The sequence below is a fragment of the Dietzia sp. MNB45 genome (assembly GCF_051994785.1).
GTDB lineage: Bacteria > Actinomycetota > Actinomycetes > Mycobacteriales > Mycobacteriaceae > Dietzia > Dietzia kunjamensis.
This window is the reverse complement of record NZ_CP163397.1, coordinates 2,113,533-2,137,288: the sequence shown is the minus strand read 5'-3', so window position 1 is coordinate 2,137,288 and position 23,756 is coordinate 2,113,533. Positions and strand designations below refer to the sequence as shown.

Below are 23,756 nucleotides of genomic sequence, written 5' to 3'. Positions count from 1 at the left end.
CCGTACGTAAGGCGCGCGGGGTGGTGGCTCAGGGCAGCACACGCTCGGTGTAGTCGTTGCCGAAGACACGCTCCGGGTCGAGACGGTCACGGACGGACACGAAGTCGTCGAAGCGGTCCACCATGGCGGACAGGTCCTCCGCGGTGCGGGTGTGCATCTTTCCCCAGTGCGGTCGCCCGCCGGCGGCGAGGAAGATCCCTTCCGCGAGACGGAACAGTTCGGTGTGATCCATCAGGTGGTACTGGTGCACGGCGATGTAGCAGACCTCGCGCCCGTACGCCGTGGACATCCACACGTCGTCGGCGGCGGCGAACCGCACCTCCACGGGGAACGGGGTGACGATGCCGGAGCGGTCGATGGTGTCGCGGAGGTCGCGCAACACCCCGGCCGCCGCCGCGACGGGCACGGCGTACTCCATCTCCCGGAAGCGGACCCGCCGCGGGGAGGCGAAGACCCGGTAGCTCCGGTCGGTGAAGTCCCGTGCGGACAGAGCCCGTGAGGCGACCCGGTTGAGCCGGGGGGTCAGCGCCGGACGTCGGGTCGCGGCTCGGCACACCACGTCGAAGACCTCGTTGGAGAGGAGTTCGTCGCCGATCAGACCCCGGATGCGTCCCACCGGGTGCAGCTCGGCGTCCCCGGGCAACCGGGTGTTGCGTTTGACGTTGATCGCGTCGGTGTGGGGGAACCAGAAGAACTCAACGTGGTCGGCGGAACGTGCGAAACCCTCCAGGTCCGCCAGTGCGGCGGTCAGGGTCCACGGACGCTCCTCGGCCCGCAATGCGAAGGCCGGGACGCATCGGATCGTCATCTTGGTGATGATCCCCAGTGCGCCGATCCCGAGGCGGGCCGCCTCGAACACCTCGGGGTCGGATTCGCGGGAACAGGTGAGGGCGGCGCCGTCGGCGGTGACGAGCTGGAGGCCGACGACCGTGGCGGGCAGGCCCGGTGCCGCACATCCCGTGCCGTGGGTCCCGGTCGACACCGCCCCGGCGAGGGACTGTTCGGCGAAGTCCCCGAGGTTCGGCTGTGCCAGACCGAGCTCCCACAGCAGCGGTCCCAGTCGGTGCAGCCGGGTACCCGCCCAGACGGTCACGTCCGCGCCGTCGACGCGACCGTCAGCACCACGGGTCGGCACGATCGATTCCACACCGGCGAGGTCGTCCAACGACACGAGCACGCCGTCCGTCGCGGCCGCCGGCGTGAAGGAATGGCCCGCGCCGACACACTTGACCCTGGTTCCGCGCTCGGCCGCCCGCGTGACCACGTCGCTCACCTCGGCAACGGTCGTCGGGAGCGACCGGCCCGAGGGAGAGGCCAGGACATTGCCGGCCCAGTTCTGCCAGGGGGCCACCGAGGTCGTCATGGCAGGAGAGGGTACCCGCGCGAGGCGGGGCGGGAGGCGGTCCTGGACCATCGACCCGGAGTGGGGGCGGACGTCCGGCACGCCGGGGGAGCGGGTGCGGTGAACGGTGTGCACGTCCACCTCGTCGTCGTACCATGGACGGGTGACCAGACGACTTCCTGCCGATCAGCGCCGGGCGCAGCTCCTCCAGGCCGCCCTCGAGATCGCCGAACACGACGGTCTGGGTGCGGTGACCGTCCGCGGCGTGGCCGAACGGGCGGGCGTGTCGCTGGGGGTCGTCCACTACTGCTACACGGATAAGGAAGAGCTTCTCCGCGAGGTCATCGGCGCCGTCAACTCGGAGGTCCACCAGGCCGCCCGGGCCTTCGTGAGCGTCGACTTCGATTCCGGGATCCGGGGCACCGAGGGCCTGCGGCGACGGCTGTACGAGGCGATCGACCTGATCTGGGCGGTGATCTCCGCATCGCCCGACCGGCAGCTCCTCACCTACGAGATCGTGTCGTATTCGCTGAGGACCCACGGGCTGCCCGAAGTCGGCCTGGCCCGCGACCAGCAGGAATCCAACGAGGCAATAGTGCGTTCGGTGCTCGAGCGCACGGCGCAGTCCGCCGACGTGCAGTGGGCGATGGGCCTCGACGACATGGTGCGCGTCGTCCTGTCGATCATCACCGGCATCAGCCTGCGGTGGCAGATCTACCGGAACGACGACGAGGCCAACGACCTCCTCCACCGGGCGGTCGACCTCGTCGTACGGGACGCGCGCCCGGTCGACGGTGCCTAGCACGGAGGCTGACGGGCTCCCCGCGGTCGTCGACGCGCTCCGGGTCGCGACCGCGGGCCTCGACGCGCCCCTCGCCGCTCTGCACCTGCCGAGTCTGCGGGCGAACGTGGACGACCTACGCCGCCGGGCAGGGGGCACCAGGATCCGGGTGGCGAGCAAGTCAGTGAGATCCCGAGGCGTGCTGCGGGAGGTGCTCGGCGACCGGCTGCGCGGCGACGACTCCGTCCGCGGGATCATGACCTACTCGCTCACCGAGGCGTTGTGGTTGGTGGAATCGGGGTGCGACGACGTCCTGATGGGGTACCCCACCGTCGACCGCTCGGCCCTGGGACGCCTCGGGTCGGATCCGCAGGCGCTGGAGTGCGTGACACTCATGGTCGACCATCCGCGTCAGCTGGAGATCGCGCGGGAGGCGGGGGCGTCCGGGGCGCGGGTGTGCATCGACGTCGACTGCTCCCTCCGGCTGGGGCCCGTCCACCTGGGCGTGCGCCGCTCCCCGCTGCGCGGACCGGACGACGTCGAGCCGCTGGTACGGCGGGCCGTCGCCACCGGCTTCCGCGTGGTGGGCGCGATGTTCTACGAGGCGCAGGTGGCCGGGGTGCCCGATGACGTACCGGGGATCGGCGTCGTCAAACGGCTCTCGATGCGGCGGCTGCGGGATGTGCGACCGGCGGTGGCGTCCACGATCGAGTCGATCACCGGGACACCGCCGGAGATCATCAACTCCGGGGGATCCGGGTCCGTCGCCGAGAGCGCCGGGGCGCCCGCCGTCACCGAGGTCACCGCGGGATCGGGACTGTACGTGCCGGGGCTGTTCGACGCCTATCGGACCTTCACCCCGCGGCCGGCGCTGCTGTTCGCACTGCCCGCCGTGCGGACGCCGGCCCGTGGTCTCACCACGTTCCTGTACGGGGGATACGTCGCGTCCGGCGTCCCGGGGCGCGACCGGCTCCCGGTGCCCGCCGCCCCGGCGGGGTTGCGATACCTCGGTCGGGAGGGGGCCGGAGAGGTCCAGACGCCCGTGCGGGGGCAGGTGCCCATCGGCGAGCGCGCATGGTGGCGTCACGCGAAGGCGGGGGAACTGTGCGAGCGGTTCGACACTCTCCACGTGGTGGACGAGACTGCTGACGGGCCCGTCGTGGTGGATCGCTGGCCCACCTACCGTGGTGAAGGGAAGTGTTTCGGATGACCGACGCCCAGCAGATGTCCGGGCAGGCGCGGGAGCGGATGCATGCCGAGGCCGTCGCGATCACGGCGGACCTCGTGTCGATCGACTCGACCAACACCGGTGACCCCGCGACGATCGGCGACGGCGAGACGAGGGTGTGCCGCCGGATCGCCGAGTACCTCGACGAGGTCGGCATCTCCAGCGAACTCGTGGAGTCTGTTCCCGGACGAGGGAGCCTGTTCGCCCGGGTCGAGGGAGCCGACCCGGACGCGGGCGGACTGGTCGTGCACGGACACGTCGACGTCGTCCCCGCGGTCGCCGAGGACTGGACCGTCCCGCCGTTCGCCGGTGAGATCCGCGACGGCTGGCTCTACGGACGAGGCACCGTCGACATGAAGAACATGATCGGCATGATGCTCGCGGTGGTCCGCCACTACCGCCGGGAGGGGATAGTGCCCCGGCGGCCGCTGCTGCTCGCGTTCTTCGCGGATGAGGAGGCCGCGGGGATCATGGGTGCCAAGTGGGTGGTCCGGGAGCGGCCCGAGATCTTCGACGGCATGACCCAGGCGCTCAGCGAGGTCGGGGGCTGGTCGGTACCGGGCGACGGCCGCCGCCTCTACCCGATCGCCGTCGCCGAGAAGGGCGTCGCCTGGGCCACGGTGACCGCGCACGGGACCGCCGCACACGCGTCCCGCCCGACCGGGGACAACGCCGTCGCCGCGATCGCCGGGGCGGTTCATCGCGTGGCCGATCTCGACTTTCCGGTGCAGCCGACCGAGGCAAACACCGCGCTGGCCGCGGCGGTCGGTCGGCTGGCCGGAGGAAGCGGCGAGGTCGCCGAACTGCCGGATCGGCTCGAGGTCCTCGGGCACTTCGGGCCCCTCGTCTCCGCCTCGCTGTCCCACACCGCCTCACCGACGGTCCTGTCCGCCGGGTACAAAACCAACGTCATCCCCACCGAGGCACGCGCGGAGATCGACTGCAGAGTACTCCCCGGAGGTGAGGACACGTTCCGTGCCGAGATCGAGCAGGAGCTCGGCCCCGACGTGACGGTCGAGTGGATCTGGGAACCACCGATCGCCGCACCGGCCGACGCCCCGTTCGTGGAGGTGATCCGCGAGGCCGTCAGGCAATCCGACCCCGATGCCATGGTCGTGCCGTACCTGTTGCCCGCCAGCACGGACAACAAGCATCTGGCCCCGCTCGGGATCGACGGCTACGGGTTCGTCCCACTGCGCGTGCCCGACGAGTTCGACGTCTTCGGCCATTTCCACGCCGTGGACGAGCGGGTACCGGTGGACGCACTGCATTTCGGTGCCGACGTGCTCGCCCGAGTGCTCCGATCCGCGTGAGGGGCGCGCTCACCGGACATCCGACGCCGTCTGCGCGGACCCGCCTGCCCGCGGACGTCTGGGTCCTCGTCGCGGCCGCGTTCGCCGTGGCGATCGGCTACGGTCTGGTCGCCCCGGTGCTGCCGCAGTTCGCCCGCAGCTTCGACGTGTCGGTCACGGCGGCGTCGGTCATCGTCAGCGCATTCGCGTTCTTCAGGTTGGTGTTCGCGCCGGCCGGTGGGTTCCTCGTCGACAAACTCGGCGAGCGGTGGGTCTACATGTCCGGTCTCCTCATCGTGGTGGTCTCCACGTTGGCGACCGGGCTGGCGCAGAACTACTGGCAGCTCCTGGTCTTCCGCGGTCTCGGCGGTCTCGGGTCGACGATGTTCACGATCTCCGCGATGGCCCTGCTCACCAGATTGTCCCCGCCCGGCGCCCGGGGACGGATCGCCGGCCTGTACGCGACCGCGTTCCTCATCGGCAATATCGGCGGTCCGGTTCTGGGCGGATTGTTGGCGGGCTTCGGCATGCGCATCCCGTTCTTCGTCTACGCCGGCACGCTGCTGGTGGCGACCGGCGTGGTGGCGGTCTTCCTCCGCGGGGGCCGACGGCCCTCACCCGACGACGGGTCCCCCGAGCAGGAACCCCTCCCGGTCGCCGAGGCGCTACGGCACAGCGGGTACCGCGCCGCGCTGATCTCCAGCTTCGTCAACGGGTGGACCTCGTTCGGTGTGCGGGTCGCCATCGTCCCGCTGTTCGCCGCGGCCAACTTCGATGCCGGCGCCGGTATCGCCGGCACCGCGCTGGCGTCGTTCGCGGTGGGGACCGCCTCGGTGGTCTCCGCGGCCGGGTGGTTGTCCGACAGGTACGGGCGACGCCCGATGGTGATCCTGGGTCTGGTGATCTCCGGCGTCACCACCCTCGTCCTGGGCTGGTGTGACACCGTGCCGTTGCTCGTGGCGGCCTCGGTCATCGCCGGGATGGGCGCCGGGATCCTCAACCCGTCGCAACAGGCCGCTGTCGCGGACGTGATCGGCGCGGACCGGGCAGGCGGCAAGGTCCTCGCCACCTTCCAGATGGCCAGCGACTCCGGAGCGATCCTGGGACCGGTCGTGGTGGGGCTGGTGGTGGACCTGCTGGGCTACAAGGCGGGGTTCGCGGTGTCCGGCGTGCTCCTATTGGGGGCCGCGATCCCGTGGATCATCGCCGAGGAGACCCGTGAGGCCACGAACCCGGTGACCACGGGGGAGTGACCTGCGGCAGCCGTGTCGCTCAACAGCCCCCTGACGCCGTAGAATGTAAAACCTCATGGAGAACAACGACGAGGACCGTACCGCCACCGCCGGCGACGAGGTCGACACCGACGCCAGCAATCCCGAACCAGCCTCCGCCGCGGACAGCGGCGCTGCGGACACGGCCGCGCCCGCGCGCACCGGCGCCGCCGCCCCTGCAGCCGGCGGTGAGGACGAGCCCGAGGTGACGTTCGCCGACATGGGGCTGGCCCCCGCGGTCGCGCAGGCGGTCAGGGACGTGGGTTACGAAGTCCCCTCCGCCATCCAGGCCGCGACGATCCCGCTGGTCCTCGAGGGGCGTGACGTGGTCGGCCTGGCACAGACCGGCACCGGTAAGACCGCCGCGTTCGCGCTGCCCATCCTGTCGCTGATCGACCCGGCGGTGAAGAGCCCCCAGGCCCTCATCCTGGCGCCGACCCGAGAGCTCGCCCTCCAGGTCGCCGAGGCCTGTGTCACGTACTCGGCGAACATGCCGCAGGTGAACGTCCTGCCCATCTACGGCGGGCAGGCCTACGGCATCCAGCTCTCGGGGCTGCGGCGCGGTGCGCAGATCATCGTCGGCACCCCGGGGCGTGTGATCGATCACCTGAAGAAGGGCACGTTGGACCTGTCGGGTCTGCGGCACCTCGTCCTGGACGAGGCCGACGAGATGCTCGCGATGGGGTTCCAGGAGGACGTCGAGCGGATCCTGTCGGACACCCCGGAGACGACCCAGGTGGCCCTGTTCTCGGCGACCATGCCCGCCGCCATCCGGCGGATCTCGCAGAAGTACCTCACCAATCCGACCGAGGTGAAGGTGGCGTCGAAGACGTCGACCGCGCCGAACATCACGCAGCGCTACGTCCTGGTCAACCACCGGGACAAGCTCGACGCTCTGACGAGGATCTTCGAGGTCGAGGACTTCGACGCGATGATCCTGTTCGTCCGGACGAAGTCCGCCACCGAGGAGCTGGCAGAGCGACTCCGTGCACGGGGGTTCTCCGCCGCGCCCATCAACGGCGACATCCCGCAGAACCTGCGTGAGCGCACGATCGAGGCGCTGAAGGACGGTCGCACGGACATCCTCGTCGCCACCGACGTGGCCGCCCGGGGTCTCGACGTCCCCCGGATCAGCCATGTCGTCAACTACGATATCCCGCACGACACCGAGTCCTACATCCACCGGATCGGCCGGACCGGTCGCGCCGGTAGGAGCGGTGAGGCGCTGCTCTTCGTCACCCCGCGCGAGCGCCGGCTCCTCTCCCAGATCGAGCGGGCCACCCGCCAACCGTTGACCGAGATCCAGCTCCCGAGCGTGGACGACGTCAACGAGATGCGGATGGCCAAGTTCGCACAGTCGATCACCGAGAGCCTCGAGGACCCGAGCATCGCGCTCTTCCGCCGACTGGTGGAGGAGTACGCCTCCGAGCACTCGGTCTCGATGTCCGACATCGCCGCCGCTCTGGCGACCCAGTCGCGGAACTCGGACGACTTCCTCATGCGGGAGCCCGAGCGCCCGCCGCGCCGGGACGACCGTCGCGAGCGGCCGGCACGCGACTTCTCGGACGGGCCGCGTCCGTCGCGGTCGGGGAAGAACATGGGGCAGTACCGGATCGCCGTGGGTAAGCGGAACAACGTCAAGCCCGGCTCGATCATGGGCGCCCTGGCCAACGAGGCCGGGCTCCGGGGCGGTGACATCGGACGCATCTCGATCCGGTTCGACCACTCGATCGTCGAGCTGCCGGCGGATCTCCCCGCGGACCAGCTCAACTCGATGAAGGGAATCCGGGTCGGGGGTTCCGAGATCGACATCCGCCCCGACTCCGGCGCTCCGTCGGGTCGTCCGTCGTCGTTCCGGGACGACAGGGGCGGCAAGCCGCGTGGCGGCGGACCCCGTCGCGATGACCGTGGCGACCGAGGTGACCGTGGTGACCGGCACGGCGGCCGTGACGAGAAGCGCGACGACCGTGGGGGCTTCCGCCGCGGTGACGACGACCGCCGCGGTGGCGGGTTCCGCGGGCGTTCCGGCGGGGGCCCGGACCGCCACTGACGCCGGGCCCTACGGGCCGGTCGGGCACCGCCGGACCGCACCGGCGAGAGCGTCATGGTCGGCCCTCGTCACCGGCAGGCCGTAGGCGACGGCCGCGGTGAGGTACCGGGAGGCGTAGAAGCAGTGTCGACCGGGATCCGGGGGTAGCCAGTCCGCCGGGGTCGAGTCGCTCTTGCCGGTGTTGACCGACGCTGTGACGGCGAGCAGGTTCCGGTCGATGTCGTTGGCGAACGCGGCACGGCGCCCGGCCGGCCACGACCACGCCCCCAGGTCCCACGCCGCCGAGAGCGGGTAGACGTGGTCGACGTGGATGCCGCGCACCCCCGTGGTGCCCGCGTCGACGAGCCTGCCGGTGTACGGATCGGTCAGGACTCCGCCAGACACCTCGCACCGTGCCCCGGGTGTCCTGGTGCCGCCGACGAGGTCGCGGGCCAGGACATCGTGACGGGTGGAGCACCCGTTTCCGGCCCCCGGCGCCCCGGTCGTGTCACTCCAGGCCGGGCCGAACACGCACCCTGACGCGCCCGAGCAGTCCCGCTCGTACCCGGGAGCGGGGTTCCGCGACTCCACCACCTCGACCGCGTCGAGCAGTGCCCCCACCGCGTCCCGCGGTGGGCTGCCCGGGACGGAGCGGGGCGGTTGGCCGGACCACCACACGGCGGCGAGCACGCCGAGCACGACGAGGGCCAGGGCGAGCGCCCGGGGTGCGGGCGGCGGCACGACTCGGCCAGCAAGGTGCCTCCGGGTACGGGGATCATGGCTCACGCCTCGAGTCTGACGCGGGGGTCGCCGGCTCCCGCCCGCCGAGGGGGTCGGCAGGGCGGGACTGTGGACAGGTGGGCGCCTGTGGACAGCGGCCTCGCCCGTACCTCTCAGGGGAGCACGCCGGCCCGCTGTCGGACCCACGTGCTTACATGTGCACGTGACCCCGACCGCCGCACCCCGACTACACGCCGTGTGGCAGTCCGGGGTCGTCGGCTTGTGGTGCGAGACGGGATTGCGTAGGCCGGTATCGATCGCCCCCGCCGCCGAGGTCACGGCTGTGGGCCGGGTCGGAGCCCCGCCGGAGGTGATCCGGTTCCTGGAGCGCTACTCGCTGACGCACCGGATCGGGGTTCGTGCCCCGGTCGAGGGCCGGGTCCGGACCGCGACGGTGCCGGGGATCCGGGTCTCGGTCGGCGCGGCGGTGGATCTGTGCGGGATGGTCGACGCCACCGACCACTGGGTCGGATCCGGGCTGCGGGCCCTCGCGGCGCTCTCGTCGGGCGTGGCCGCCTTCGTGCGTGCGGGGCACGTCGTCCCCGTCCTCGGCCGTTCGGAGGGCGCATGGGACGCGTCATGGACCCTCGCCGCCTCACCCGTGGTGTCGGCGTGGGCAGCGGAGAGCCTGTCCCGGTGCCACGGGCTGGTGGCGAACCGCGAGGACCTCGACCGACTACTCGCCGCCCTGGCGGACCAGCACGCGCGGATGGCCCTGGCGCCCCTGGCGGGCAATCGCCGGAGCGACCTGGGCACGGCCTTGATCACGGGCGGGGGCGTGACGTCCGGGGGCCAGGCGTTGGCGGAAGCGATCGGCGAATTCGGACGGGCGGCGGCGGCACGGGACGTCGAGGTGGTGTTCCGGATCGTCGAGCCGACCGGCGGTGACGACGAGGGCCCGGGCGATTCCGACGGCGGGGCCGGGCACGCCGCGCCCGGGGAGATCCTGTGGCGGCTGGAGACGCTGGTGCGCACGGGCATCGATTCCCTTCGGCCCTTCACCGAGCTGCCCGATGCGTCGGCCGTGGGTGACGCGGTGCGCGACGTCGTCGACCGGGCGGTCCGGTCGTGGCCACCGCTGGGGCGTGCCACCCACACCGCCGGCAGTCCGGACCTGATGATGCCCACCGACCTGGTGGTGCAGTTGGTCGACGAGGGGGTGGAGGCACTACGGGGGAGAGGTGTCGAGATCCTCCTGCCACGAGCCTGGACCAGGGTGCGGACCGCCGTCCGGGTCGCGGTCAAGGAGCCGGGCACCGAGAACGTCGACTCGGGTCGCCGGCTCGGGCTCGATCAGCTGGCGGACGTGAACTGGGAGATGGTCGTCGACGACGTCCCCCTCGACCCCGCCGAGGCCCAGATGCTCCTCGACGCCGCGTCCGATCTGGTCAAGCTCCGCGGACAATGGGTCCGGGCGGACCCCGGTGCACTGCGTCGGGCGGCCCGCTTCCTCGCCGCGCGGCGCGGGGGGCGGGTCACGGCACCCGCACTGGTCGCCGCCCTGATGTCCGAGGAAGGCGAGGGCGTCGAGGTGGAGGCGCCCACGACCATCGACTGGATCCCCTCGTCGTCGTCGATCCCGGTCGACCTCCCACCCTGGTTCCGCGCCGCGCTCCGTCCGTACCAACTGGAGGGGGTGCGGTGGTTGACCGCGCTCTCCAGCGCCGATGTCGGCGCGGTGCTGGCCGATGATATGGGGCTCGGAAAGACCATGCAGGTGCTCGCGCTCACCGCGTCCGAGCACGCGGCGGGCCGGACCGGCCCCACTCTCGTCGTGGCGCCGCTTACCCTGGTGGCCACCTGGGCCCGGGAGTCGGCGACGTTCGCCCCGGAGCTGCGGATCCACGTCCATCACGGACCGGCCCGCGAACGGGGTGACGACGCGGCCACACTACTCGGAGCCGCCGACCTCGTGCTGACCTCCTACGGGACGGCGTCCCGGGACGCGGAACTCCTCGCCCGGGTGGCCTGGCGGCGGTTGGTCGCCGACGAGGCGCAGACCATCAAGAACCCCTCCACCTCGGTCGCGCGCGCCGTCGTCTCGATCCCGGCGGAGCACCGGATCGCGCTGACCGGGACACCGGTGGAGAACCGGTTGGACGAGCTCCGCGCCGTCCTGGACTTCGCCAATCCGGGGATGTTGGGTTCGGCCAGCACCTTCCGTGCCCGGTTCGCGATCCCCATCGAGTCCCACCGCGACGAGGCCGCGGCATCGAGGCTCCGGGCACTCGCCGCACCGTTCGTGCTGCGCCGCCTCAAATCCGACCCCCGCGTGGTCGCCGATCTCCCGGACAAGCAACACATCAGGGTCGATTCGCCCCTGACCCGTGAGCAGGCGACCCTGTACCGGGCGGTCGTCGAGGACATGATGGAACAGGTCAAGGAGTCCGAGGGGGCCGCCCGCAAGGGCGCCATCCTCTCGGGGCTCACAGCCCTGAAGCAGGTGTGCAACCACCCCGCCCACTACCTCGGGGACGGGTCCGCACTCCTGCGCGGCGGCCGCCACCGTTCGGGCAAACTCGCCGCACTCGACGAGGTCCTCACCGAGATCCTCGACGCGGGGGAGAAGGTGCTGCTGTTCACCCAGTACCGGGCGTTCGGCGATCTGATCCTGCCCCTACTCGAGCGTCGGGCCGCCACCGCCGTGCCATTCCTGCACGGCGGGGTCACCGCCGCCGGACGGGCTCAGATGGTCGAGGAGTTCCAGGCATCGCACGGCCCACCGGTGATGCTCGCGTCGCTACGCGCGGGAGGGACCGGACTGACCCTCACCGAGGCCAACCACGTCGTACACCTGGATCGCTGGTGGAACCCGGCGGTGGAGAACCAGGCCACCGACCGGGTCCACCGCATCGGCCAGACCCGGGTGGTCCAGGTGCGCACGCTCGTCGCACCGGGCACGGTCGAGGACCGTATCGACGAACTCCTCGAAGCCAAGCGGGACCTCGCGGAGTTGACGCTGGGACCGTTGGCAGGCGCGCTGACCGAGCTCGCGGACGCGGACCTGGCGGCACTCGTCGAGTTCACCGACGTGGGGCGGGACGAACCGTGAGCGGCGAAGCGGGCATCCGGGCGAGGTCCCGGGCCGGGCAGTTCGGCGCACACATGTGGAGCAGACGCTGGGCGAGTGACATCGAATCCGGGGTCTCCCGGGGTGACGCCCACATGGCCCGACAGGACGCCCGCAAGGACAAGGTCCTCTCCCTGCACCACTCGGGCCGGTCGGTCCGGATCGACGTCGACGGGAGCAGACCGGAACCCTTCACAGTGGAGTTCACGTTCGCCCCGCTTGACGACACCGACTCCGATGCCCTGCGCACCGCCCTCAGGCGGGAGGAACGGGGCGTGCTCGGCGCCCTGGCCGGGGACTTCTCCGACACCGTCGGGTTCCTCCTCCTGCCCGCGGTGCACGGGGCAACCGCGTTCACCTGCCACTGTCCGGTGCAACCCGGCCCCTGCCGACACGTGCTGGCGGCCGCCTACATCATGGTCGAGTGGTGGGACTCCCGGCCGGAGGTGTTGTTCGAGCTCAGGGGTCTGCGACCCGAGCAACTCGGCGCCGTCCTCCGGGGCGGAGGGGACGACGACGAGGTGTCCTTCGACGTGGAGGAAGCGCTGTGGGGTGGTGAGCCGATCCTGCCGTCGTCGCCGGCACCCGGACCGGCCGGTCTCGAGGACCTGCTGGACGCGCCCGTCACCCGCAGGCTCGCCGCGGCGGCGACCAACGACGCGCTCGAGCAACTCCGGGTGGTGGCGGACCTCGAGGACTTCCTCGACGCGTTCGGCCGGTACCGACCGCGGTGAGGCGGGCCGCCGATGCGTAGCCTGTCGGACCCGCGTCCTACGATGCGGCCATGACCAACCCACGGGACGGCGACGCCATCCGATTCCTCCACTCAGCCGATTGGCAGCTCGGTATGACCCGGCGGTTCCTCGGAGACGAGTCCCAGGCCGTCTTCACGGCGGACAGGCTCGCGGCCGTGGAGGCACTCGGTGGGTGGGCCGAACGACACGGGGCACAGTTCGTGGTGGTCGCGGGCGACGTGTTCGAGGACAACGCGGTGCCCCGGTCGGTGGTACTCCGCGCGGTCGAGGCCCTGTCCGCGTTCCCGGTGCCGGTGCTGGTGCTGCCGGGCAACCACGACCCACTGGACGTGTCCTCGGTGTTCCGGTGCAGGGACTTCTCCCCGGCGCTCGAGGGCGGGGCCGTCGTGGTCCTCGACGGTTCGGGCCCGGTCGAGGTCGTCCCCGGCGTCGAGGTGGTCGGCGTCCCGTGGACGTCCAAGCGCCCGGACCCCTCGCGGTTACCGGCGCTTCTCGCGTCTCTCGAACCCACTGACTCCGTGCGGGTCCTCGTGGCGCACGGGGGTACCGACGAGATCTACGGCGGGCACTCCCCGTCGGTCGAGGCGATCGCCGTGGCTTCGCTCGAGGAGGCGATCGAGTCCCGCCGCCTGGACTACGTGGCGCTCGGGGACAGGCACTCGGTTACCCGCGTGGGCTCCGGCGGGCGCATCTGGTTCTCGGGGAGTCCGGAGACCACGGACTTCGACGACGTGGAGAAAGACTCCGGCAACGTCCTGCTGGTCGAGCTCGGTGGGAGAGATCCGTCGGGCGAGAGGCGAGCGTGCGAGGTCACCCCGCTGGCGACGGGCCGGTGGTCCTTCCTGGCGGTGGACGCGGAGATTGATACGGACGGGGACCTCGACTCCCTCGCCGAGCGGATCGAGGCGGTGCAGGACAAGCCGCGCACCGTGTTGAAGCTCGGGCTGACCGGCACCGTCGGGGTGGCCCTGCGCGCGCGGATCGATGCGCTCCTGGAGACCTGGGACGCGGTGTTCGCCTCCGCGTACCTGCGCCAGTCACGCACCCACCTCGTGGTCCGCGCGGAGGACTCGGACTTCACGGATCTCGTGGACGGGTACGCGGGCCGCGCGGTCGCGGACCTCGTCGACATGGCGGCCACCGGCGGGGTGGACGCCGAGGACGCCGGGCACGCCCTGAGCTTGCTGTACCGGCTCGTGGACGGGGGAACGCGATGATCCTGCACCGGTTGACGATCGAGGACTTCCGCGGGGTGGTGCGCGAGGAGGTCGACCTGCCCCCGCGTGGGGTGCTGGTGATCGAGGGCCCCAACGAGTCGGGGAAGACCAGCCTCATGGACGCCCTGGAGATGCTTCTCGAGCACAAGGCCTCGTCCGGGCGTGCCGAGATCAAGGCCGCCAGCCCTGTCGGCAGGGACGTCCCCGTGGTGGTGGAGGCCGAGTTTTCCGTCGACGGCGAACGGATGCGCTACCGCAAGGAGTTCGTCCGCGGCAAACGCACCTCCCTCGAGTTTCCGGGATCGGCACGCACGGCGATGGCCGGAGACGACGCCCACGACTTCGTTCGCGACCTGTTGGACCGTCAGGTCGACAGGTCACTGTGGCGCGCCCTGCGCATAGCCCAGGACGAACCTCTGGGCCAGGTCGATGCGGCCAAGGGTATGGACTCTCTCCGCCGCGCGTTGGACGCCGCGGCGGGCGGTGAGGACCCGACCGGCGACGACTCGCTGGTCGAGCGCGTCGCCGAGGAACGCAATCGCTATCTCACTGCGCGGCGGGGCGAGCCGACCGGCGACCTGGCGCGGTCGGAGTCCCGGCTCATCGAGGCGCGGGCCGCGCTGTCCGAGGCACGGGCCCGGCACTCGGAACTCGACGCGGCGGTCGCGGACCACGAAGCCCGGTCCGCCGTCCACCGCGCGCGACTCGACTCGCTCGCCACGCTCGAGAAGGAAGTCGGGCGTCTCGAGGCCGCGGGCCGGGCAGTCGCGGACCTCAGAGGGGTCAGCGCATCCGCCGATGCCGAGGTCGACCGGGCGGTGGCCGCGCATGACGCCGCGCTGCGCGAGCAACGGGAGCGTCGGGAACTCATCGACAGGGCGATGGCCGAACAGCGGAGGGAGACCGATCTGCGGGCGGCCGCCGCCACCGCGGCCGAGAGGCTGGAACCCGCCCAGCAGCGGGCCCGTCGGGCGAGGGCCGAACTGGAGGCGGCGGAGAAGCGAGTGATCCGGGCCCGCACCCGCCTCGATGCCGCACGCGCGGTCGAGGAGGGCGACCGCAGGCGTGCGGACCTCGAGCACCTGGAACGACTCCTCGGGATCCTGACAGAGGTGGGGGACGAGCTGCGCCGCAAGGAGGCGGAGCTCGCCGCGGTCGACGTCGCCGATGACTCGGTCGACGCCATCCGCCGCGCGGACGAGACGCTGCGGGAGGCCGTCATCCGGTCCGCAGCCAGTGCTCCCCGGGTGGAGATCACCGGTGAGGGCGAGTTCCGGGTCGGAGGGGAGGGACTCGACGCCTCTGCGGGGTGGACGCACGAGATCGTGGAGGACACCGTCTTCGAGGTCGGGACGGTCTCCCTGACTGTCGTCCCCGCGGGTGACACGGACTCCGTCCGAAGGGACGAGCAGTCCGCTCGCCTCCGGCTGGACCACCTTCTCGCGGAGCTCGGTGTGGAGAACCCCACGGAGGCGGAGGAACGCTCCCGGCGGGCGGGCGCCCTGCGTGCCGAGATCGAGGCACTGCGTCGACGGCGATCGGACCTCCTCGGCGGCGAGACGGCGGATGATCTCACCGCGAGGCGGGACGACCTGCGCTCACGGGTCCCGGCCGGGACCGTGCCGTCCGGCCAGGTCGCGGAGGGGCGGGAAGGCGGGGCCGTCGCGGAGGGGGAGGGCGATCCGGAGACCGAGTACGCCGCCGCGGAGGAATCGGTCGTCCGCTGCAGGGCGGAGGATCGCGCCGCATCCGCCGAGGCCGAAACACTCCGCACCGAGTACGCGACCCGTATCGCACTGGCAGACGAGGCAGCCGGCCGGCACGGTGAGTGCGGGGAGGCGCTGTCGGCCGCGCGTGACGCCGCCCCGGATCTCAGCCTCGAGGAGAGGGCGGGGGAGGCGCGCCTCCGGGCAGAGACCGCCCGTGAGAAGGCACGGGAGGCGAAGGCGGAATTGGACGAGGCGCTCGCCGACGCGCCGCCCGGTCTGCTGGACAACGCCCGGGCCTCACTGTCCTCACTGGCCGCCGAGGAACGCGAATCGGCTGCTGCCGTCGCCACGTCGATGGGCCGGGTCAACGCGATCGGCGACCAGGGCCGGCTCGAGGGGGTCGCTTCCGCCGAGCGCGAACTTGAGGCGGCGGAGAGGGAGAACGCAGCGCTGTGGCGCCGAGCCCGTGCGGCGGACCTGCTCCACCGCACACTCGCGGCGCGTCGATCGGAGGCGCTGCTCGCGTACCAGGCCCCGTTCCACAGGGCGGTCGTCGAACTCGGTTCACTCGTGTACGGGCGTGACTTCGACGTGAGGCTCGGCGAGGATCTGACCATCCTGTCCAGGCGGGTCGGTGATGTGACCGTCGACTACGAATCGCTGTCCGGGGGCGCCAGGGAGCAGTTGGCGGTGATCGTCCGGATCGCCTGTGCGCGACTCGTCGGTGACGACGGCGTCCCCGTTTTCCTCGACGACACCATGGGCTATACGGATCCCTCTCGCCGACTCGCCATGGGAGCGGTCATCGCCGCGGCTGCGGCGACGTCACAGGTCATCGTGCTCACGTGCGACCGCGCCCGGTTCGCGGGTATCGGGGGCGCACACACCCACGTCATGCAGAGGTCTTGCGCCGATCGCGAGTGAACGCCGTTGACGGCGGTGGGCGCCCCGGAGCGGTGGTGGAGGAATGCCGAGTGGGTCGTCGTGCTCTAATAGCCCCATGACGGAGACACGCTGGTTGAGCGATGACGAGCAGCGCATGTGGCGCCGGTACCGCGATGTGAACCAACTGCTCGAACTCGCCATGGAGCGCCAACTCCAGCGGGACGCCTCGATGTCTCAATCCGATTACTCGGTTCTGGTGAGCCTCAGTGAGGCCGACAACCGGGGACTCCGGGCGAGGGAACTCGGCGCCGCACTCGGCTGGGACCGCAGCCGGGTCTCTCACCAGGTCCGGCGTATGGAGGGGCGCGGCCTGGTGGCCAAGGGAGAATGCGCGGAGGACGGTCGCGGGACCGTCGTCACCCTCACCGAGGCGGGCGCCCAGGCGATCGCGTCAGTGGCCCCCAAGCACGTCGAGAAGGTCCGGGAGTTGTTCATCGACGTGCTCTCCGAGCACGAGGTACTCGCACTCACCGACATCTACGAGCGAGTCGTCGACCGCATCGGTGAGGTGGACGGAATCACCCGGCCCACCTGACGCGGAGCGGGAGAGACGAGAAGGGCCCGGGCAACCGCCCGGGCCCTTCTCATTTCGCTTGTGCCCCCGAAGGGAATCGAACCCCTGACCTTTGGTACCGGAAACCAACGCTCTATCCCCTGAGCTACGAGGGCGGGATACCGACCCTCACGGGCCGGAGGCCGCTCCAGCGGACACCCCGCACTGGCGGGGATCGCTCGAACAGCGAGACTGATCGTAGCACCGGCGGTCAGGCAGGGCCGCATCGGGCCCGTCGGGGCCCGGACGGGTCGCCCGGACAGACGTCCGATTCCCCCCGCGACGTGCCGACACCTAGGATAGGAAGACGTGACTCCCGCCGATCTCGCCGCCGTCATCCGCGCCGCCCTCATCTCCGTTCTCGCCGACCGCGGGGCCGACACGTCGGTCGTTCCGGAGTCGGTGACGGTGGAGCGGCCGCGCAACCCCGAGCACGGGGACTACGCGACGAACATCGCTCTCCAACTGGCCAAGAAGGTGGGGTCGGCCCCTCGCGAACTGGCGCAGGATCTCGCGACCGCGCTGGTGGCCGACCCGGGCGTGGCCTCGGCCGAGATCGCCGGACCGGGGTTCCTCAACATCCGTCTCGATTCCGGGGCCCAGGGCTCGCTCGTCGCCACCGTGCTCTCCGCGGGCGAGGAGTACGGCAACGGGGACGCGATGGCCGGCCGCCGGGTGAACCTGGAGTTCGTCTCCGCGAACCCCACCGGGCCCATCCACCTGGGCGGAACACGCTGGGCGGCGGTCGGTGACGCCCTCGGTCGTGTGCTCGAGGCCTCCGGCGCAGCGGTCACGCGCGAGTACTACTTCAACGACCACGGTGCGCAGATCGACCGCTTCAGCCGTTCGCTGGCCGCGGCTGCTCGCGGCGAGGTGACCCCCGAGGACGGCTACGCGGGGGCGTACATCCAGGACATCGCGTCGAACGTGGTCGCCGAGCACCCGGACGTGCTGGAGCAGCCGGAGTCCGAGGCCCTCGAGACGTTCCGAGCGGTCGGCGTGGACCTGATGTTCAGCCACATCAAGAACTCGCTGGCCGAGTTCGGAACCGTCTTCGACGTCTACACCCACGAGAACTCGATGTTCACCTCCGGTGCGGTGGACCGCGCGATCGAGACGCTCAAGGGCAACGGGAACCTCTACGAATCCGAGGGCGCCTGGTGGCTCCGGTCCACCGCGTTCGGTGACGACAAGGACCGCGTGGTTCTCAAGTCCGACGGCGACGCCGCCTACATCGCCGGTGACATCGCCTACTTCCTCGACAAGCGCGAACGCGGCTTCGACCTGTGCATCTACATGTTGGGAGCCGACCACCACGGGTACATCGCCCGGCTCAAGGCCGCCGCAGCGGCCCTGGGCGATGACCCGGCGACGATCGAGGTGCTCATCGGTCAGATGGTCAACCTCGTCAGGGACGGCGCCCCGGTCAAGATGAGCAAGCGGGCGGGAACCGTCATCACGCTCGACGACCTCGTCGACGCCATCGGCGTCGATGCCGCGCGGTACGCGCTGATCCGGTCCTCGGTCGACCAGACGATGGACATCGACCTGGCGCTGTGGACGTCGGCGACGAACGACAACCCCGTCTTCTACGTGCAGTACGCGCACGCCCGTCTCTGCTCCCTGGCGCGCAACGCCGCCGATCTGGGGGTCACCCCCGAGGGCGCGGACCTGGCGCTGCTCACCGAGGACCGGGAGGGTGCGCTCATCCGCACCATCGGTGAATTCCCCCGGGTCGTCGCCAGCGCCGCGGACCTGCGCGAGCCCCACCGTATCGCGCGCTACCTCGAGGAGTTGGCCGCCGCGTATCACCGCTTCTACGACACCTGTCGTGTGCTGCCGATGGGTGACGAGGAGCCGGGCCCGCTGCACGCCGCCCGGTTCGCGTTGAGTACGGCCACCCGGCAGACCCTCGCGAACGGACTCCGCCTGATCGGCGTCAGCGCACCGGAGAAGATGTGAGCGCCCACCCCGCCGGGGCCCGGCACGAGGTCCCGCACGCGCCGGGGATCGGTGAGCGGCCCGCCGACGCGAACGACATCATGGCACTGGCGCCCTCCGTGTGGCCACGCGGTGCCGACCGGCGCGACGACGGAGTGGTGGAGTTCGCGGGTGTCACCGCGGGCGAGCTCGCCGCGGAGTTCGGTACGCCACTGTTCGTGATCGACGAGGACGATTTCCGCTCCCGGTGCCGCGAGATGGCGGAGGCGTTCGGCGGGGCGGACCGCGTGCACTACGCATCCAAGGCGTTCCTGACCACGGAGACTGCTCGCTGGGTCGCCGAGGAGGGGCTGGGGCTGGACGTCGCCTCGGGCGGCGAGCTCGCGATCGCGCTGAGGGCCGGGTTCCCGCCCGAACGGATCACCGTCCACGGAAACAACAAGTCAGCGGACGAGCTGCGCCTGGCCGTCCGCAGTGGCGTCGCCCACGTCGTGATCGACGCGATGTCGGAGATCGAGATGCTCGACCGGATCGCCGGTGAGGAGGGCGTCGTCCAGGACGTGTTCATCCGGGTCACGGTCGGTGTCGAGGCCCACACCCACGAGTTCATCGCGACCGCCCACGAGGACCAGAAGTTCGGCTTCTCGCTCGCGGGCGGTGCGGCAATGCAGGCCGTCCGCGCGGTGTTCGACGCGCCGAACATCCGGCTGACCGGGCTGCACAGTCACATCGGGTCCCAGATCTTCGACATCGACGGGTTCGAACTCGCGGCGCGACGGGTGATCGGACTGCTGCGCGAGATCGTCGACGAGTTCGGCGCCGAGCGGACAGCTCAGCTCGACCACCTCGATCTCGGCGGCGGTCTCGGCATCAGCTACGTCTCGTCGGACGATCCGCCGCCGGTGGCCCAGTTGGCGGCGTCCCTGCGGGAGATCGTCGAGGGTTTCGCCCGGGATGCCGGGCTCGTCCCGCCGACGCTGGTCGTCGAGCCCGGTCGTGCCATCGCCGGCCCGGGCACGGTCACGCTGTACGAGGTGGGCGTGGTCAAGGACGTCGAGCTCGCGGGCGGGGAGAACCGGCGCTACATCAGTGTCGACGGTGGGATGAGTGACAACATCCGCACGGCCCTGTACGACGCCGTCTACGACGCCCGGCTGGTGGGACGCTCGTCAGACGCCGAGCCGGTGGTGTCCAGGCTGGTCGGCAAACACTGCGAGAGCGGCGACGTGGTGGTGCGCGACCTGTGGATGCCGGAGGACGTGGGTGGCGGTGACCTGGTGGCCGTCGCGGCCACGGGCGCATACTGCTACTCCATGTCGAGCCGATACAACATGATCGGGCGACCCGCCGTGGTGGCGGTGCGCGACGGGCGGGCACGATTGGTGCTGCGCCGTGAGACCCTGGACGATCTGACGAGCCTGGAGGTGGGACAGTGAGCGACGCAAGCGCGTCAGGCGTGCGACCCGTGGGGGTGGCGGTGCTCGGGATGGGCACCGTCGGATCCGAGGTCATCCGCTACATGACCGAGAACGCCGACGCACTGGCGGCCCGCATCGGCGCGCCCCTGGCCCTCCGCGGCGTGGCGGTGCGCGATCTCACCAAGGATCGCGGGCTCGATCCGGACCTGCTCACCGCGGACCCGTCGTCGTTGGTCGCGCGCGACGACGTCGACGTCGTCGTGGAGCTCATGGGCGGCATCGACGTGCCGCGTCCGCTCCTCCTCGAGGCGCTGCGTCACGGCAAGGCCGTGGTGACGGCCAACAAGGCGCTGCTCGCGGAGTACACGGACGAACTGGCGGCGGTGGCCGACTCCACGCACACCGATCTGTACTTCGAGGCGGCCGTGGCCGGTGCTATCCCGGTGATCGGCCCGCTGCGCCGATCGATGGCCGGCGACCAGGTGGAGCGCGTGCTGGGGATCGTCAACGGCACCACCAACTACATCCTGTCGGAGATGGGTTCGACCGGGGCCGACTACTCGGAGACCCTCGCGGAGGCCTCCCGTCTCGGGTACGCCGAGGCCGACCCCACGGCCGATGTCGAGGGGTATGACGCGGCCGCCAAGGCCGCCATCCTCGCGTCGATCGCGTTCCACAGCCGCGTCACCGCCGGGGATGTCTACCGCGAGGGCATCTCGCGGATCTCGCCGGACGACTTCGAGTCGGCCCGCGACATGGACTGCACCATCAAGCTGCTCGCCATCTGCGAGAAGCTCACCCAGTCGGACGGGTCCGAGGCCGTGTCGGCGCGCGTGTACCCGGCGCTGCTGCCCAACACCCACCCGCTCGCGACGGTGAACGGGGCGTTCAACGCCGTCGTCGTCGAGGCGGAGGCCGCCGGTCGACTCATGTTCTACGGTCAGGGTGCGGGAGGTTCCCCGACCGCCTCCGCGGTCCTGGGCGACATGGTCGCCGCCGCCCGCAACAAGGTCGGTGCGGGTCGCGCCCCGGGGGAGTCGACGTACGCCGCTCTTCCGGTCGCCTCCATGGACGAGATCTCGACGCGCTATCACGTGCGCATGCGGGTCGCCGACAAGCCGGGCGTGCTCGCCCTCGTCGCCGCCGAGTTCTCGCGGCACGGCGTCTCCATCGCACAGGTGCGACAGACCGAGGTCGAACTGCCGGAGACCGAGCTCGACGATGTCGAGCCCTCCGCGGAGCTCACCGTCCTGACCCACCGGGCGTCGGAGCGCGCGCTCTCCGACACCGTGGCAGCACTGTCGGATCAGGACGCCGTCACGGCCATCACCAGCGTCATCCGTCTCGAGGGAGTGGACACCGAATGAGCAACACCCACCAGCCCGTGCACAGCCGGTGGCCCGGCCTCATCGAGGCCTACCGCGACCGACTCCCGATCGGGGACGACTGGGAGCCGGTGACGCTCTACGAGGGCGGGACCCCGCTCATTCGCGCGACCCACCTGTCCGCCGTGACGGGTTGCGAGGTGTACCTCAAGGTCGAGGGCCTCAACCCGACCGGATCCTTCAAGGACCGGGGCATGACGATGGCGGTGACGGATGCCAAGGCTCGCGGCCAGAAGGCCGTCCTCTGCGCGTCGACTGGCAACACGTCCGCATCGGCGGCCGCCTTTGCCACCCGTGCCGGGATGGAGTGCGCCGTGCTCATCCCGCAGGGCAAGATCGCCGCCGGCAAGCTCGCCCAGGCCGTGATGCACGGGGCCACCATCATCCAGGTCGACGGCAACTTCGACGACTGCCTGGAGTTGGCCCGCAAGACCACCGCCACCTACGCCGAGATCGGGTTGGTCAACTCGGTCAACCCGGTCCGGATCGAGGGACAGAAGACGGCGGCGTTCGAGATCGTCGATGTTCTCGGGCGCGCCCCCGACCTGCACTTCCTGCCCGTCGGCAACGCGGGCAACATCACCGCGTACTGGAAGGGTTACACCGAGTACCACGCCGACGGGATCATCTCGTCCCGCCCGCGGATGATGGGTGTGCAGGCCGCCGGCGCCGCACCGCTGGTCGACGGCGCCCCGGTCAAGAACCCCGAGACCATCGCCACCGCCATCCGGATCGGCTCCCCGGCGTCGTGGAACGGCGCGGTGACCGCCCGCGACGAGTCCGGGGGGACGTTCCGCAAGCGCACCGACGAGCAGATCCTCGAGGCGTACCGCATGGTCGCAGGCAAGGATGCCGTCTATGTCGAGCCCGCCTCCGCGGCCTCGGTGGCGGGGTTGCTCGACGCGCACGCGGGCGGTGAGCTGGAGGCGGGACAGACCATCGTGTGCACCGTGACCGGCAACGGACTCAAGGACCCCGACACCGCCCTGCTGGGGATGCCCGAGGTCGAGGCCATCCCGGTGGATCCGTCGGCCGTCGCCGGCGCCCTCGGCCTGCAGTGAGCGAGGTGAGCGGTCCCGGCCCGGAGGTCTTCGGCAGCTCGGGTGGGCACATCCTGCCGGTCGGGCGCACGGTCACGATCGAGGTACCGGCGTCCAGCGCGAACCTCGGGCCGGGTTTCGACGCGCTCGGGGTGGCCCTGGGGCTGTACGACACGATCACGGTGACCACGATCGACTCCGGCCTCGAGCTGGAGGTGTCGGGGGAGGGCGCCGGTCAGGTTCCCGAGGACGCCTCGCACCTGGTGGCCAAGGCCGTCGAGGCCGGGCTGCGTGCCGGTGGTGTGGGTGTGCCGGGCGTACGGATCTCCTGCCGGAACGCGATCCCGCACTCCCGCGGTCTCGGGTCGTCGGCGTCCGCCGCGGTCGGCGGACTGGTCGCGGCGAACGGTCTGATGGGCGGGGTGCTGACGAACGACCACCTGGTCCAGCTCTCGAGCGAGTTCGAGGGCCACCCGGACAACGCGGCGGCCAGTGTCCTCGGCGGGGTCGTGGTGTCGTGGACGGAGCGCTCGGCGACCGGCGTGCACTACCGTGCGGTCCGCATGGAGGTGGATCCCTCGATCGTCGCCACCGTTCTGGTGCCGTCCGAGACGTCGTCGACCGCGCAGACCCGCGGCCTGCTCCCGGCCACCGTCCCGCACGAGGACGCGGCCTTCAACGCGAGCCGCGCCGCGCTGATGTCGGTCGCGCTCGCGGCCCATCCGGAGTTCCTGCTGGCCGCGACCGAGGATCGGCTCCACCAGTCCTACCGGGCCCCGGCCCTGGTCGGCACCACCGAGTGGGTCACCAGACTGCGTGAGCGGGGTCTCGCGGCGACGGTCTCCGGCGCCGGCCCGACCGTGCTGGTGTTGGGCACCGACGGGTTGCCGACCGACCTGCGCGCCGATGCCGCGGCGCAGGGATGGACGGTGCTGGACCTGCAGATCGCGGACGGTGCCCGGGTCGTGGCCGGAGACTGACACCCGGTCGGGCGACGCCC

Annotated in this window: 17 protein-coding genes and 1 tRNA gene; 15 read left to right on the top strand and 3 right to left on the bottom strand. The window is 71.1% G+C overall.

What is annotated here, in order from left to right:
• Positions 1-28: 28 nt before the first annotated feature.
• Positions 29-1,363 carry a D-arabinono-1,4-lactone oxidase gene (locus AB5G72_RS10220; RefSeq protein WP_440219804.1) on the bottom strand — a complete coding sequence of 445 codons (1,335 nt, stop codon included), beginning with the start codon at positions 1,361-1,363 and terminating at the stop codon, positions 29-31.
• Between the two features lie 142 nt (positions 1,364-1,505).
• Between AB5G72_RS10220 and AB5G72_RS10215 the strand changes: the two genes are divergently transcribed.
• The 5 genes from AB5G72_RS10215 to AB5G72_RS10195 are packed head-to-tail and all read left to right on the top strand — an operon-like array spanning position 1,506 to position 7,964.
• Positions 1,506-2,144, top strand: a complete 639-nt coding sequence (locus tag AB5G72_RS10215; protein WP_067718391.1) for a TetR/AcrR family transcriptional regulator — start codon at positions 1,506-1,508, stop codon at positions 2,142-2,144.
• Positions 2,137-3,333 carry an amino acid deaminase/aldolase gene (locus AB5G72_RS10210; RefSeq protein ID WP_440219803.1) on the top strand — a complete coding sequence of 399 codons (1,197 nt, stop codon included), beginning with the start codon at positions 2,137-2,139 and terminating at the stop codon, positions 3,331-3,333. Before AB5G72_RS10215 ends, AB5G72_RS10210 begins: the two co-directional genes overlap by 8 nt.
• A complete protein-coding gene (locus AB5G72_RS10205) occupies positions 3,330-4,664 on the top strand; it encodes a M20/M25/M40 family metallo-hydrolase (RefSeq protein ID WP_440219802.1) in 1,335 nt (444 codons plus the stop codon). The genes AB5G72_RS10210 and AB5G72_RS10205 overlap by 4 nt, the downstream gene beginning before the upstream one ends.
• Positions 4,661-5,896, top strand: coding sequence for an MFS transporter (locus AB5G72_RS10200; protein ID WP_067718383.1), 1,236 nt, complete (start codon positions 4,661-4,663; stop codon positions 5,894-5,896). Before AB5G72_RS10205 ends, AB5G72_RS10200 begins: the two co-directional genes overlap by 4 nt.
• A 55-nt stretch (positions 5,897-5,951) precedes the next feature.
• Positions 5,952-7,964, top strand: a complete 2,013-nt coding sequence (locus AB5G72_RS10195; RefSeq protein WP_440219801.1) for a DEAD/DEAH box helicase — start codon at positions 5,952-5,954, stop codon at positions 7,962-7,964.
• A gap of 9 nt (positions 7,965-7,973) precedes the next feature.
• Here the strand turns inward: AB5G72_RS10195 and AB5G72_RS10190 are convergent, their stop codons facing one another.
• On the bottom strand, positions 7,974-8,729 hold the full coding sequence (locus AB5G72_RS10190; RefSeq protein WP_206472388.1) for an HNH endonuclease family protein: 756 nt from the start codon (positions 8,727-8,729) through the stop codon (positions 7,974-7,976).
• 157 nt (positions 8,730-8,886) lie between these two features.
• On the opposite strand from AB5G72_RS10190, the gene AB5G72_RS10185 reads away from it, so the two are divergent.
• The 5 genes from AB5G72_RS10185 (at position 8,887) to AB5G72_RS10165 (ending at position 16,954) form a co-directional block, all read left to right on the top strand.
• Complete coding sequence (locus tag AB5G72_RS10185; RefSeq protein ID WP_440219800.1) at positions 8,887-11,775, top strand: DEAD/DEAH box helicase; 2,889 nt, start codon at positions 8,887-8,889, stop codon at positions 11,773-11,775.
• Positions 11,772-12,527: a hypothetical protein gene (locus AB5G72_RS10180; RefSeq protein ID WP_154827865.1), complete on the top strand. Its 756-nt coding sequence runs from the start codon at positions 11,772-11,774 to the stop codon at positions 12,525-12,527. The genes AB5G72_RS10185 and AB5G72_RS10180 overlap by 4 nt, the downstream gene beginning before the upstream one ends.
• 50 nt (positions 12,528-12,577) lie before the next feature.
• The gene (locus AB5G72_RS10175) at positions 12,578-13,765 is read left to right on the top strand and encodes a metallophosphoesterase family protein (RefSeq protein ID WP_440219799.1); all 1,188 of its coding nucleotides are present in this window, start codon (positions 12,578-12,580) and stop codon (positions 13,763-13,765) included.
• On the top strand, positions 13,762-16,398 hold the full coding sequence (locus AB5G72_RS10170) for an AAA family ATPase (protein ID WP_440219798.1): 2,637 nt from the start codon (positions 13,762-13,764) through the stop codon (positions 16,396-16,398). The genes AB5G72_RS10175 and AB5G72_RS10170 overlap by 4 nt, the downstream gene beginning before the upstream one ends.
• A gap of 76 nt (positions 16,399-16,474) precedes the next feature.
• A complete protein-coding gene (locus AB5G72_RS10165; RefSeq protein WP_235027941.1) occupies positions 16,475-16,954 on the top strand; it encodes a MarR family winged helix-turn-helix transcriptional regulator in 480 nt (159 codons plus the stop codon).
• A 61-nt stretch (positions 16,955-17,015) separates the two neighbouring features.
• Here the strand turns inward: AB5G72_RS10165 and AB5G72_RS10160 are convergent.
• A tRNA-Arg gene (locus tag AB5G72_RS10160) sits at positions 17,016-17,088 on the bottom strand.
• A gap of 193 nt (positions 17,089-17,281) precedes the next feature.
• Between AB5G72_RS10160 and argS the strand changes: the two genes are divergently transcribed.
• The 5 genes from argS to thrB are packed head-to-tail and all read left to right on the top strand — an operon-like array spanning position 17,282 to position 23,736.
• Positions 17,282-18,934 carry an arginine--tRNA ligase gene (argS, locus tag AB5G72_RS10155; RefSeq protein ID WP_120283609.1) on the top strand — a complete coding sequence of 551 codons (1,653 nt, stop codon included), beginning with the start codon at positions 17,282-17,284 and terminating at the stop codon, positions 18,932-18,934.
• Positions 18,931-20,349, top strand: a complete 1,419-nt coding sequence (gene lysA, locus AB5G72_RS10150; RefSeq protein ID WP_120283607.1) for a diaminopimelate decarboxylase — start codon at positions 18,931-18,933, stop codon at positions 20,347-20,349. The genes argS and lysA overlap by 4 nt, the downstream gene beginning before the upstream one ends.
• On the top strand, positions 20,346-21,698 hold the full coding sequence (locus tag AB5G72_RS10145) for a homoserine dehydrogenase (RefSeq protein ID WP_067718363.1): 1,353 nt from the start codon (positions 20,346-20,348) through the stop codon (positions 21,696-21,698). Before lysA ends, AB5G72_RS10145 begins: the two co-directional genes overlap by 4 nt.
• Positions 21,695-22,777 (top strand): threonine synthase, encoded by a 1,083-nt coding sequence (gene thrC, locus AB5G72_RS10140; protein ID WP_120283603.1) that lies wholly within the window; start codon positions 21,695-21,697, stop codon positions 22,775-22,777. The genes AB5G72_RS10145 and thrC overlap by 4 nt, the downstream gene beginning before the upstream one ends.
• Entirely contained in the window at positions 22,774-23,736 is a 963-nt protein-coding gene (gene thrB, locus AB5G72_RS10135; protein WP_120283601.1) for a homoserine kinase, read from the top strand. The genes thrC and thrB overlap by 4 nt, the downstream gene beginning before the upstream one ends.
• Positions 23,737-23,756 lie beyond the last annotated feature (20 nt).

What these genes read in the sequence shown, in the direction of transcription:
- thrC (WP_120283603.1), top strand. Translation starts at nt 21,695, where the DNA reads ATGAGCAACACCCACCAGCCCGTGCACAGCCGGTGGCCCGGCCTCATC.
- AB5G72_RS10220 (WP_440219804.1), bottom strand. Translation starts at nt 1,363, where the DNA reads ATGACGACCTCGGTGGCCCCCTGGCAGAACTGGGCCGGCAATGTCCTG.
- AB5G72_RS10165 (WP_235027941.1), top strand. Translation starts at nt 16,475, where the DNA reads ATGACGGAGACACGCTGGTTGAGCGATGACGAGCAGCGCATGTGGCGC.
- AB5G72_RS10195 (WP_440219801.1), top strand. Translation starts at nt 5,952, where the DNA reads ATGGAGAACAACGACGAGGACCGTACCGCCACCGCCGGCGACGAGGTC.
- AB5G72_RS10170 (WP_440219798.1), top strand. Translation starts at nt 13,762, where the DNA reads ATGATCCTGCACCGGTTGACGATCGAGGACTTCCGCGGGGTGGTGCGC.
- AB5G72_RS10205 (WP_440219802.1), top strand. Translation starts at nt 3,330, where the DNA reads ATGACCGACGCCCAGCAGATGTCCGGGCAGGCGCGGGAGCGGATGCAT.
- AB5G72_RS10175 (WP_440219799.1), top strand. Translation starts at nt 12,578, where the DNA reads ATGACCAACCCACGGGACGGCGACGCCATCCGATTCCTCCACTCAGCC.